This window comes from Paraburkholderia panacisoli (assembly GCF_008369935.1).
GTDB classification, from domain to species: Bacteria; Pseudomonadota; Gammaproteobacteria; order Burkholderiales; family Burkholderiaceae; genus Paraburkholderia; species Paraburkholderia panacisoli.
The window spans coordinates 20,190-32,196 of the sequence record NZ_VTUZ01000033.1; the positions used below are offsets into that span (position 1 = coordinate 20,190).

13 protein-coding genes are annotated in these 12,007 nt (G+C 60.5%); 7 read left to right on the forward strand and 6 right to left on the reverse strand.

Translation table 11 applies throughout. The features are described 5' to 3' along the window. The first annotated feature begins 38 nt into the window (after positions 1–38). Together FVF58_RS51715 and FVF58_RS51720 are read left to right on the forward strand one after the other, a co-directional pair. Positions 39–329 carry a hypothetical protein gene (locus FVF58_RS51715; RefSeq protein WP_188131015.1) on the forward strand — a complete coding sequence of 97 codons (291 nt, stop codon included), beginning with the start codon at positions 39–41 and terminating at the stop codon, positions 327–329. A gap of 205 nt (positions 330–534) precedes the next feature. Then, a complete protein-coding gene (locus tag FVF58_RS51720) occupies positions 535–690 on the forward strand; it encodes a hypothetical protein (RefSeq protein ID WP_188131016.1) in 156 nt (51 codons plus the stop codon). A gap of 25 nt (positions 691–715) precedes the next feature. Here the strand turns inward: FVF58_RS51720 and phaP are convergent, their stop codons facing one another. From phaP to msuE, 5 genes are all read right to left on the reverse strand, one after another. Further along, positions 716–1,231 carry a TIGR01841 family phasin gene (gene phaP, locus FVF58_RS35110; protein ID WP_246217302.1) on the reverse strand — a complete coding sequence of 172 codons (516 nt, stop codon included), beginning with the start codon at positions 1,229–1,231 and terminating at the stop codon, positions 716–718. A 231-nt stretch (positions 1,232–1,462) separates the two neighbouring features. Continuing rightward, the gene (locus FVF58_RS35115) at positions 1,463–1,939 is read right to left on the reverse strand and encodes a hypothetical protein (protein WP_149674321.1); all 477 of its coding nucleotides are present in this window, start codon (positions 1,937–1,939) and stop codon (positions 1,463–1,465) included. A 148-nt stretch (positions 1,940–2,087) separates the two neighbouring features. Next, on the reverse strand, positions 2,088–3,308 hold the full coding sequence (locus tag FVF58_RS35120; protein WP_149674322.1) for a porin: 1,221 nt from the start codon (positions 3,306–3,308) through the stop codon (positions 2,088–2,090). A gap of 586 nt (positions 3,309–3,894) precedes the next feature. Beyond that, a complete protein-coding gene (sfnG, locus tag FVF58_RS35125; RefSeq protein ID WP_149674323.1) occupies positions 3,895–4,998 on the reverse strand; it encodes a dimethylsulfone monooxygenase SfnG in 1,104 nt (367 codons plus the stop codon). Between the two features lie 28 nt (positions 4,999–5,026). Beyond that, on the reverse strand, positions 5,027–5,608 hold the full coding sequence (gene msuE, locus FVF58_RS35130) for an FMN reductase (RefSeq protein WP_149674324.1): 582 nt from the start codon (positions 5,606–5,608) through the stop codon (positions 5,027–5,029). Between the two features lie 502 nt (positions 5,609–6,110). Between msuE and FVF58_RS35135 the strand changes: the two genes are divergently transcribed. Both FVF58_RS35135 and FVF58_RS35140 read left to right on the forward strand, forming a co-directional pair. Beyond that, positions 6,111–7,517 (forward strand): selenium-binding protein SBP56-related protein, encoded by a 1,407-nt coding sequence (locus FVF58_RS35135; protein WP_149674325.1) that lies wholly within the window; start codon positions 6,111–6,113, stop codon positions 7,515–7,517. Then, on the forward strand, positions 7,514–8,182 hold the full coding sequence (locus FVF58_RS35140) for a hypothetical protein (RefSeq protein WP_149674326.1): 669 nt from the start codon (positions 7,514–7,516) through the stop codon (positions 8,180–8,182). The genes FVF58_RS35135 and FVF58_RS35140 overlap by 4 nt, the downstream gene beginning before the upstream one ends. 27 nt (positions 8,183–8,209) lie before the next feature. Here FVF58_RS35140 and FVF58_RS35145 read toward each other — a convergent pair whose 3' ends face one another. Next, positions 8,210–9,082 (reverse strand): endonuclease/exonuclease/phosphatase family protein, encoded by an 873-nt coding sequence (locus FVF58_RS35145; RefSeq protein ID WP_149674327.1) that lies wholly within the window; start codon positions 9,080–9,082, stop codon positions 8,210–8,212. Between the two features lie 426 nt (positions 9,083–9,508). Between FVF58_RS35145 and FVF58_RS51725 the strand changes: the two genes are divergently transcribed. The 3 genes from FVF58_RS51725 (at position 9,509) to FVF58_RS35155 (ending at position 12,002) form a co-directional block, all read left to right on the forward strand. Beyond that, entirely contained in the window at positions 9,509–9,676 is a 168-nt protein-coding gene (locus FVF58_RS51725; RefSeq protein ID WP_188131017.1) for a hypothetical protein, read from the forward strand. 719 nt (positions 9,677–10,395) lie between these two features. Further along, positions 10,396–11,238: a dioxygenase family protein gene (locus tag FVF58_RS35150; RefSeq protein ID WP_149674394.1), complete on the forward strand. Its 843-nt coding sequence runs from the start codon at positions 10,396–10,398 to the stop codon at positions 11,236–11,238. A 14-nt stretch (positions 11,239–11,252) separates the two neighbouring features. Beyond that, positions 11,253–12,002, forward strand: a complete 750-nt coding sequence (locus FVF58_RS35155) for an SDR family NAD(P)-dependent oxidoreductase (RefSeq protein WP_149674328.1) — start codon at positions 11,253–11,255, stop codon at positions 12,000–12,002. The last annotated feature ends 5 nt before the right edge of the window (positions 12,003–12,007 follow it).

The window sequence follows — 12,007 nt, forward strand, 5'->3', positions numbered from 1 at the left end:
CGATATTATTTTTCGGTCTCTCGTCTTTCGAATGGAATATGGACTATTCCGTGCAGTCTTTCCTTCACGGCCTGCGCGTGTTTTCGATCAGCGCCAGAGAGATCCTGCCGGTCAAGCAGCATTTCAATGCGTCGGCGCCAATAGTCCGGATCGTTGATGACGGACGTGGAGGCAATGCCCTCGCCAGTTCTGGCCATTCGTTCGAGCGTGGCGGTTATCGCTTCGATGTGCAACAGATCGCTCTTACAAGAAGCGTCAATTCCCATCACACACCCTATCTATTAGACCTTTTAAATGCCCGGGTCGCTGTTATTCCGGTTCGCGCCTGATACCACCAGTCTTCGTGGTTGAGGTTCCGAAGGAGCTGGCCGCGACGCCGTTCCCGGCGGTAGTGGCTTACGACAAGAGGCATTGCAACCAGCATTGCAACGCCGCTGATTGTCAGTCCCATCCATGTTTCGCTCATAGTGACCTCGTCTGATAAAAATGTGACGTTATCGGGCGACTCGGGTTGTCAGTAACTCGCGCAACATCTTGTTCAATGAAGTCGCGCGGCGCATATCCGGTGAACGGGACGGCAATCGCACCCATGCCCTCGTGCAGTTGGGTTGGCGAGAAAATGGGCTGCCCAATGCGACCCTTGTCGATCCCGAATCACGCGATGCTGACGGCCTCTCCGGAAATGGCTGAATGAACCTGGCAGCGTTCGCCTGGACTATGCGGCCGAAGTGGCGACAGGCTGATTACCGCGCGCTATTGCGACAGCTTGCATGGCAGCCTTGTGGATCGATTCATAGCCGACCCCACTCATGGATACCGCCGACTTCAACACGGTGACAGCGGCCTCGGAGCCCACGGGAGCATTCCTGGCGAAGCCTTCGACGGACTCGCGCAGTTTGAGTTGCTGCTGCTGGAATTGGGCATCGAGGTTTTTCAGGAACTCGGCCTGCGTATGAGTCGCAATTTCGAGTGCCTGGCGGCTATGCGCGAGCATTTTCTCCGCGGCCGGCCGTGCGCTGTTGGCTTGATGAACCCATAGCTCAACAGGCGTCTTGCCCGATAGCGCCACCTTTACGGCCTGTTCGCTATCGGCGAGCGCCGTCTGGATTAACTGCTGGTTCAATTGCACCAGTTGTTCGAAGCCCTTGAAGGCTTCGCGGGCCAAGGAAAACGCGGTGGAAACGTTGCCACTGTCCGTCCAGCCAAATTGCTCAGTCATCGATGCGTACACCGTTAACTCCTTTAGTTATACAAATCAACGTTCAGACGGTCGTATGAAAAAACCGCCCCCGAACTCGATCGCGGAGGCGAGAGCCGCTGTTCTACGCCAGGCTCCCGCTTCTGCAATGCAGCATTAGATGGTTTATTCTAACTTTGTTAAATATGCCTTTGGGGAAGCGGTTTGTAGGTGATTACCCTTGGTGCTTTGTCCGCTTAATTGTGAGTCGTTTTTTTGTCTGAATTAAGCGAAACTGCCTGCGTTCTGGGACTGAGCGGTAGGAACGCCAAGCCCAGGGCTGAATGTCGGGCGCGCGGGCTTTCCGGACATCAGGCGGTTGCCGCCACCGGAGGCGGTTTGTCGGCGGATATTTGCTAAGTCGGGTTTTGGGTTTTCGACGGAAGGGTACAACCCTGATCCGGCGCGGGCCGGTACGCGGTGCAACAAAACTGATCGAGAAGAGGCCTGTTCTAACGACGGCGATTGCTGCGCGTCTTGCCACACGAGGGGGCGGCGCGGAACGCGCCTGGCAGGATGGGTGGCACTGGCTGCGACGAGCACGACGGCGTCGCCATCTCGCCGGTAGCGCTCGGCGGCTTCGAAAATCGGCATCACGTTGCCGTTCGGCACGTGCAGCGTGTGCGCGACCGGCATGCCGGGAAGCAGGCGGTCGGTTCGAGGATAGCCGTCATAAATCCTGACGGAGAACGGGTCGCTCACGCGTGCCGCAGATCGACCCGTTCATACGAAGTATTTGCATCGACGCCGCGAGTCGTGAAACGCCGTCGATGGATAAGGAGCGGCTTTGCACGGCCTTGGCGCCGGCAATCGTAGCGGCGTAGCGAAACGCCGCCACTCCACTACCAGATCAGAACTTGTGGATGATACCCACGCCCACAGCAACCTGGCTGCGCGACGACGACGGCGAGCCGTTCTGAGCATCGCCGATGCTTGCCGTTGCGTCGATGATCGATCGGCCGTTGCCGGCGAGCGTCTGGCCGCTAGCCCGCTGATACGCTTCGAGCGCATACAGGCCGGTCCGCTTGGACAGCGAGTAGTACTGTGACAGGTTGAACTGGTTGTAGGTCGCCGCGCTCGTGATGCCGTTCGATTCCGTCGCACGGGTGTAGCTATAGCCAGCGGCCACGTCCAGCACCGTGATCGGCTTCCAGTGCAGCACGGCACCGCCCGTGTTCCAGATCGCGGTGTTGTGGAAGAACGAGTTCACGCCCGGTGAGTACTGCACGTTCGAGTAGGCGAACGACACGTCCCACTGCGAGTTGAACGCGTAGCCGCCCGTCACCGCAATGCGCTGCTGCTTGGCGGCCGTCTGGAAGCCGTTGTTGATAGCCGACACCGCCGGCTGCGAACCGTTGTTCGACGTCGTGGAGTTCCAGACCACGCCGCCATTAGACGCGTTGTCGATACGCTGGATGCCTGCTGCGATACCGAACGGGCCGGCCAGGTACTGCACGGCCGCGCTCCAGGTCTGACCGGCGCTGAAGCTGCCCGGGTTGCCGCCCAGCGAGTACGAACCGCTGACCGTCAGACCGCTCATGCTCGGCGACGTATAGACCAGCGAGTTGTTGGCGCGGTACAGCGTATCGAGCGAGTCGATATCACCCGGGTGCGCGCCGTATGCACCGGTCAGCCACGTGGTCGGGCTGTACGGCGACAGCAGCGTGTAGTACGACGTGTACTGGCGGCCAGCCGTCAGCGTACCGAACGTGCCGTTCGTCACACCCACCCATGCCTGACGGTTGAACGCCAGACCCGACACGCTTTGCGCGCCGGTTGCGCTGTTGAAGCCCTGCTCCAACTGGAAAATCGCCTTCGTGCCGCCGCCCAGATCTTCCGCGCCCTTCAGGCCGAAACGGCTGCCAGCCCAGATGCCGTTGATCATCTTGACTTGCGAGCTGCCGCCCGGGGACGGTCGTGCCGATGCCGCGCCGGATGTCGGGCTCAACGTCGTCGAGCTGTTCTGATAACCGATACCCGTATCGACGATACCGTACAACGTCACGCTGCTCTGTGCATGCGCGCCAAGGGCGACCAACCCCAGGGCCGAACCAACCAGTGCCTTTTTCATTTCTACTCCTGTGTGAATCTCTGTGAATGTCTTTTATTGATCTCTGTCACTAGTGATCGCCCGGTAATCCAGCGTGCGCGGTGCGTGGCCGACGAGTATGCCGTGCCAACGCGCAACGGGGAGCACAGAGTCGCGCTCAGTATTTGAGAACAGCCGAAGTGTCAATCAAACGTAATAACGCGTCTTTCGGGGTTTATACGGATTTGTACGATCTAGTTAGTTTTCTCTGATTTCGTTCCGAAGGTGTCGACCACGCCGCACGGATCGCTCGCGTGCGCGATGCCGCAGAGCAAGCCGATCTGGCGCTTCGCTGGCGAAAGCCCGATTGCCCCGCGGATGGCTGCTGTCGCGCCTTTCAAGCCAGTCTGTGCGGCAGGCGCAACGGGCCGGGAATACGCATCTGCCGGAGCGGGAAGCGGACGCTAACGACGGCCGACTTGCTCACGCGAGAGGTCCGTCGGCAGTCGAACGAGTGCCGCGAGCGAAGGGCCTCTGTCTCATTTCCGACACACTCGGGCAGGTTCGCGTGGCAAAGCAGGTTGCCACGGCCGGTCCGCAAATGTCAGCGGCGGTGCGTTTTTCATGATCAGGCAGCCTTCAAGTGCTGCTTGCGTTCGAGTTCGCGCACGAGCGGCAATACGCGTTTGCCGAAATATTCCACCTCTTCGATGAAGTGGAGAAAGCCGGCCAGCACGAGATCCACGCCGACCGATTTCAATTCGACGATGCGCTCCGCGATCTGCTGCGGCGTGCCGATGAGGTTGGTGCGAAAACCGTCGTTGTATTGCACGAGGTCTTCGAAGCTCGATTTGGCCCAATTGCCTTCGCCCTCCGGCGAAGCCTTGCCGGCCTGTTTGACGGCGTCGCCGAACGCATGCACGGCCTCGACGTGCGCGTGTCTGATGATGTCGTCGAGCACGGCCCGCGCCTCTTCTTCCGTATCGCGTGCGATCACGAACGCATTTACGCCGATGCGCACCTTGTGATTGTTCTGCGCCGCCCTGGCCTGAATGTCGTCGATCTGCGCCTTCAGATTCCCGGGCGTATTGCCGTTGGTGAAGTACCAGTCGGAGACGCTCGCGGCGTTCTCGCGCGCGGCACGCGAACTGCCGCCCTGGAAGATTTCCGGATGCGGCTTCTGAAGCGGCTTCGGGCTCAACGTATAGTCGTTGAAGCGGTAGAAGTCGCCCCTGAAGGTGAAGTTGTCCTGCGTCCAGATGCCCTTGAGTGCCTGGATGAATTCGTTCGAGCGGCGATAGCGTTCGTCGTGCTCCAGCCACGGTTCGCCGATCGCGGTGAACTCGCCTTTGAACCAGCCGCTCACCACGTTGATCGCGATCCGGCCGTTCGAAATATGGTCGATCGTGGCAAGCTGCTTCGCGACGACGGCGGGGTGCCACGGACCGGGCAGGATCGCGGCCAGCACCTTGAGCTTCGTCGTTGCATGCAGCAGCGCCTGGCTGAACGACACCGATTCGTGCTGATACTCGGCGCCGTACCCCGCCGTGAAGCGAATCTGGCTCAGCGCGTAGTCGAAACCCGCCTGCTCCGCGGTTTGCGCGAGCTTCTGGTTGTATTCGAGGCTCCAGTCCGTGCGCTGCTCGATCGTGCTGACGACGAGCCCGCCGCTGACGTTGGGCACCCAGTAGGCGAACTTGACGGCGTCGTCGTGAGAGAGGTTCTGGCTCATGCTGGTCCTGACGATGGAGTAAAGGGGGCTATGCCGCCAGCGTGGCGGCTTGCGTGGAAGGTGACGGAACGCGTCCGCTGTGCAGCCAGGGCAGCGCGCGGGTTACGGCAAGCGCAATGCGCTCTTCCAGAGCGGGATTGGAGATCGCGTAGTTGTTGAAGTCCGCCTCGGATGCATACACGCCGATCGGCAGCGTGCGCGCCTGGAAGAAGCTGAAGAGCGGCCGCAACTGATGGTCGATCACGAGCGCATGGCGATCGCTACCGCCTGTCGCAGCGAGCAGCACCGGAAGGTCGAATAGCGCCTCGTGATGGACCAGATCGAACAGATGCTTGAAGAGCCCCGTATACGAAGCGCGATACACAGGACTCGCGACCACCAGCAGGTCGGCCGATTCGATGGCCCCGAGCTGTGCCTCGACATCTGCCGGAGCCTGAGCGCGATGCACGGCGCTTGCGAGGCGTGGCGCGATCTCGCTCAACTCGATCACATGCGTGTCGATCGGGAGCGCTTCGCCGAGTTTGGCGAGCAGGCGTTCGACCACGACCAGCGTGCGCGAAGGCCGCTTCAATCCGCCGGAGACCGCGACGACTTTTAACAGTTTGCCCATTCTAACGGTCCTTCGGTCGAGGAAGAGTTAATCTGCAGTGCGACGTATTTGGCGAATAGCGTGGCATCGGTTCTGTCGGCGGCAGGCTGTGTCACATCGGCGCATCACGACACGACAAAATGCATCGGCAAGCGCGGTAGTTGGTCAGAAGATGCTGCCCGGAAAATCAGTGCGTGCGACACCAGCTGTTACCGTGAAAAGGGCGATGCTGGCAGCGGCTATTCGTAGCGAAGAACGCAATGGGTTTCATCGAAGATCCCGATTCTGGGTGGAATTACTTTAGGCGATCCACTATAAGCAATCCCCGAGCGGTTGCTTCTAATCATTCGTGCATTGCAAATGACGCGGTTCGCGAACGCAGGCAGCGGCGGCGCGCGCGGATCGACGCAGTGCGAAAGACAACGCGCGCCGAAGGAGGCGAAAACTTCCGGTTGATCTCGCCGTAAGCGTGGACTACAAATCTATCCTGAGGGTCGTTGTGCCACACAAGGAGAGTTCCACCATGGGTATGCGCCCGGATCCCACGTTTCACGCGTCGCCGAAACTCGCGATGGATGCGCCAGCGGAAGATTACGCGTACACGCTGCTGCTCAGCCCCGACTTCTCGCAACCCGACGCGCTCGCTGTCGTCGACGTGAAGCCCGGCTCGCCGACCTACAGCAAAGTAGTTCATACGGTTGCGGTGCCGCACAAGGGCGACGAATTCCATCATTTCGGATGGAATGCGTGCTCATCGGCGTTATCGCCGCTAACCGGCCACGCGTTCCTCGAACGGCGCTACCTGATCATTCCGGGGATGCGCTCATCGCGCATCTACATTGTCGATACGCAGCCTCATCCGACCCAGGCGCGCATTCACAAGATCATTGAACCCGAGGAAATCTTCCGCAAGACGGGTTACTCGCGTCCGCATACGGTCCATTGCGGGCCCGATGGCATTTACGTCAGCACGCTGGGCGGCGGTGGGAAAGACGGCACCGACGGGCCGCCCGGAATCTTCATCATGGACTGCGAGACATTCGATGTGCTCGGCCGCTGGGAGATCGACCGCGGTCCACAGGAGAAACACTACGATTTCTGGTGGAACCTGCCGCGCGACTACATGGTGTCGAGCGAATGGGCATTGCCGCCGCAATTCGAAAACGGGATTGTCGCCGCGGATCTTCTGTCCAACAAGTACGGGCACCGCATCCACTTCTGGGACCTGCGGGCAAGGCGCAACGTGCAGACGATCGACCTCGGCGCGAATCACCAGATGGCGCTCGAAGTGCGTCCCGCGCACGATCCTCGTCGCGAGTACGGGTTCATCGGCGTGGTGGTCGACACGACCAATCTGGAAGGATCGATCTGGACCTGGTGGCGCGAGGGTGGACAGTTCCACATCGAGAAGACGGCGACCATTGCGCCCGAGCCCGCAGCGGCGGAACACCTCCCAGCGTTGCTTCAGGGCTTCGGCGCGGTGCCGCCGCTCGTCACGGATATCGATCTCTCGCTCGACGACAAATTCCTGTACGTAGCCTGCTGGGGAACCGGGGAGATGCGGCAATACGACGTGACGGAGCCCCGCAAGCCGAAGCTGACGGGTTCGGTCCACGTCGGCGGGATCGTGCGGCGCGCGCCTCATCCGAACGGTGAAGCCTTCGCGGGCGGCCCGCAGATGGTCGAGATCAGCCGCGACGGCAAGCGCGTTTACTGGACCAACTCGCTGTATTCGACCTGGGACGACCAGTTCTATCCAGCGGGAGTGCCCGCGGCGCAGGTCATGGCGCGGGCCGAACCCGGTGGCGGCCTCACGCTGGCCGACGATTTCTGGGTGACCTTCCCGCAAGGCTACCGGGCTCATCAGATCCGGCTCGAAGGTGGCGATTGCTCGACCGATTCGTTCTGTTATCCGTCGGTGGGAATTTGATCGGGGAAGGCTGGTCGCGATTCGGCCTTTGGTTAGCGATCCTTGCGAGCGGTCTTTATCACGGGATCAACCCGGCAATGGGTTGGCCGCTCGCCGTCTCGAACGGTTTGATTCAGCGGCGCGCGCGGGCGTTGCTCGCCGCGCTGCTGTATCTCGCGGCGGGGCACGTGCTGGCGATGTTCGTCGTGATGCTGCCGTTCGCGATGCTGGCGATCCTGCTCGAATGGCAGCGCGGGATACAGATCGGGGCGAGCGTGCTTGTCATCGGTTTTGGTGCGTGTCTGCTGGTTTGGCGACGTCATCCGCGTGTGCTCGCGCGGATTCCGCCGTCGCGTCTCGCGCTGTGGTCGTTCGCGATTGCCATTGCACACGGCGCGGGTCTGATGCTGGTGCCGATCTATCTCGGGCTATGCCGCGCTTACGGAATGGATCACGCGCATCTGGCCGCGCAGGTCCTGATCGGTGACAACCTGCGCATGGCGTTGTTGGTTTCCGCTGTGCATGGCGCTGCGATGATTGCTGCAGGCGGCCTTCTCGCGTGGCTGGTCTATCGCTATCTGGGGCTCAAGTTCGTATCGCGGAGCTGGTTCAATCTGGATACGGTCTGGGCGAGCAGCCTCATCATGGTGGGGGCGATCTCGTTGGCGAATGCCGGGCTCGGCTGATCGCTGCCCGTTCGCCCCCGATCCGGTTCAGTGCAATTCCAGCCACATCGGCTGATGATCGGACGATTGGCTGTGCGGGTCTACATCGCACGACATGATGCGCGGTTTGAGATCTTCCGTGACGAAAAAGAAATCGCATGCGAAGGGTCCGTCGGGCCACTGCTCATGATCGTACAGACCGACGGTCGCAGCGCGCGGCTCGCCAGGATGCGCGCAGGCCCATGCGTCGACAAATGCGGGGGCGCTGGCGATCGGTTCGAGCATCCGGCAATAAGCCGCGTCTTCGAATGCGCTGTTGAAGTCGCCGCAGAGAACGGCGCTCATCGGGCGACCCGTGTCGGCGAACGGGCTGTCCGGCTTTTCAGCGCTCGCCGGAAAGCGCGCGTGATCGCACGCTTCCAGATGCAACTCCCGCAGTCGCTCCACTTGCGCAAGCCGCTGCCTTTTCGAATAGAACTCCAGATGCGTGCTGATTACGCGTAGCGGGCCGATGTCGGTGTCGAGCACCGCTTCGAGCGCGACGCGCAGCATCGATGGTTTGGCGGGATCGGCGGGCCATGGAAGCGAATGGCGCAGTACCTGCCGGACCGGCAAGCGGGTCACGATGGCGTTGCCGAACTGCCGGCGGTGCCGGCTGTCGCGCAGGGAGGGAAGGTCGGAGCCGATCGCGTCGATCACGGTCATCTCGGGCAGCAAACGGCCCAGCTCGGCGAATTGATCGGACGATGGCGAGCCTTTCAGTCCACCGGTTGCCGGCTCTTCATTGAAGCCGCGGGTCACTTCCTGCACGCACAGTACGTCGAAGTCGCACAAGTCGTGCGCTTCACGCGCGATCCGGGCGAGGTCGACGCGGCCATCTACGCCGCATCCCCACTGAATATTCCAGTCGACGATTTTCATAAACTATATAAAACATTGATTTAAATGAATATCTTATTTTATACGGCCGGTGATATGCATATTGATGTGCGATATCGCGTGTGGTGGTCCATTTACTCGGGGCCCTATGTGCCACGCCAGCCCGGCGTCGCGGGCTACCCACGTGATACCAAGGTAATAGTGTAGTGGGCTGTTGCACAAGATTTGGCTCGGACCAAGCTTGCCCCCAAGGCATGATCGCCAGCAGTTGGGAATTTTCGTCGTCGTTCGAGCGACGTGACGTAATAGCGGAGAGGACGCGTATTTGCTCAGAACGCGGACGGATCCTGGATGAGTGCCTTGAGTCGATGCCGTCCGGCGAAGCGCTCGGCGAGATGCTTGCAATAAAGCGAAGTCTGCAGTAAATGTCATTAGAGCGCGAAGTGCTTCGGAATCCCGATGATGTCGATGGCGTTCGTCACTGGGCCGTACAGCTTTTATACGGCATGGCTGTTGCTAGCCGTCGCCGAGATCGGGCTGACGCCGGGCGTGCTTCTCTTCCTGAGGTACTGGATGCCGCAGAACCATCGCGCTCGGTACAGCGCGATGTTTTCGTATGCGATGCCGCCCGTGTAGGTCGTCGCATCACTGATTTCCGGCGCCATCATGCAACTGGGACTGGCTATTCGTGCTGGAAGGAATGCCGGCGGTCGCGCTCGGCATCCTTGGGGTGTTCTCTCTGACTGTTCGCCCGCACCAGGCGAAATGGCTGAACGATCACGAAAAGAACTGGCTGCATCCCGACCGCGGGGCTGGGCGGGCAGCGCCGGGCGCTCGCTCAACTGCTTGCGCTGCTCTTGCGCGCTGCTGCGTTGCGTGACTGGCGGATCAGGTAGCTGAGGCTCAGTTGCAAATTATTATCCGGGCACGCGTGCACCGTCAGATCGAGTTAATCCTGGTCGAAAACAGCATGGATTGCTGCCCATAACCGCAACCGTTAGTGGAGCGGTTTAGCTCAAGTAATTTTTAGCGAAGCACAGCAGGCCCGTTCGTCGTATAGGTCGACAGATGCGTCCAGCTTCACCGGCTCGGAATTCTATCCGTTCGCGCACGCGGCAGAGACCTAATCGAATGCATTCGAGTGCAATCGGTTGCGCGATTTGCATGTATTTCTTGCCGCCTTAGGTATCCAAGAAGTCAGGGTTAACTAGGATATCCGTTGTCTTTGACATTGGCATATTTGCAATTTATTATGCAAACGATTGCATCAATGGAGAAGGCCCGTGAAAGATTTAAACCATCTGAAGAACATTGTCGACGACGCCGCTTCGATCACCAGAGTTGTCAAGGCGGCAATGCACCGGACTGACAATCCTCGGCTCAAGGAGATCCTCGACGCGCTAGTGGAGCATGGCCACGCATTCCTGAAGGAGGCACAACTGACTGACGAGGAATTCGAGAAGGGCCTTGATTTCGTGAGGGCGGTCGGGTTGGGTTGCAACGACAAGCACAATGAGGTCGTTCTGCTCGCCGATGTGCTGGGTTTGTCGACCCTGGTTACGTTGCTGAACAATTCGGACGCCAGCGGTCGCACGCCGGGCGCCCTGTTGGGGCCCTTCTACCGGGGTGACTCGCCGCCATACGCGAATGGTGAAAGCATCGCCTGCGAGAACTCACCCGGCTCCCCGCTCTTCGTGAACGGCCGCGTGCTCAACACCAAAGGCGAGCCTGTTGCCAACGCCAAAGTCGACGTCTGGCAGGCCTCGCCGGTCGGCTTGTACGAAAACCAGGACTCGAACCAGCCCGACAAGAACCTGCGTGGTCACTTTTACACCGACAGCGAGGGGCGGTTCACCTGCAAGAGCGTACGCCCCGCTGGCTACCCTGTGCCCACCGACGGGCCGGTAGGCGTGCTGCTTGAAAAGCAGAATCGCCACCCGTTCCGGCCCGCGCATCTGCACTTCGTGATCATTGCCGAAGGCTACGCAACCCTGGTCTCGCAAGTGTTCGCCGATGACTCGGAGCACCTGAATTCCGACGTCGTGTTTGGTGTCAACCGCCGTCTCGTCGGCACGTTTGAGCGCCACGATTCCGGCGCAGGTCCGAGGCCAGATGTAGACAGGCTTTACTACACGCTCGACTATGACTTCGTTCTTGCCGAAGGCGCGTCGACCTATCCCACTCCCCCCATCAAGTAACGAAGAGGTCTCACGTGTCCGACACACTTTCAGGGAAGGTTGCGGTCATCCTGGGCGGAACCGGAGGGATCGGCGCTGCTGCAGCCCACCGTCTTGCGCAAGCTGGCGCTCACGTCGTAGTCGCCGGCCAGAATGACCGGTCCCAAGCGCAGCGCGTAGTCGACGATCTGCCGGGCGACGGCCACACCGCGGCGCTAGCGTCCATTACCGTGAGCGAGAGTCTGAACGCACTGGCCGGGCTGGTTCGTGACCGGTATGGCCGCGTGGATATTCTCGTAAACACCGCGGGCTTTACCCGGCCCGTCAAGCATTCCGACCTGAATGCGCTCACCGACGAATTGATCGATGAGATTCTGAAGGTCAACTGGCGCGGGCAATTCGCGGCCATCCGCGCTTTTCGCGAGTTGCTCGATGCGTCCGGGGACGGTCTGGTCGTCAATGTTTCCTCGATTTCCGGCACGACGGGCGTTGGCAGCAACATCGCTTACTGCGCGGCCAAAGCCGGGCTTGACGTGATGACTGCGTCCCTTGGCCGTGCACTCGCCCCTCGCATTCGTGTCCTGAACGTGTCCCCGGGGGTGGTCGACACGTCGTTCGTTCCCGGTCGTGGCGATGACTTCAACGAGAAGGTTGCGGCCACCACGCCGCTGGGCCGCATCGGGACGCCGGACGATATCGCGGCGGCCATCGAAGCCTGCGCCACTCATCTGAAATTCAGCACGGGGGTGACCATCGTCGTCGACGGTGGCCGTCGCCTGCACTAGTTACA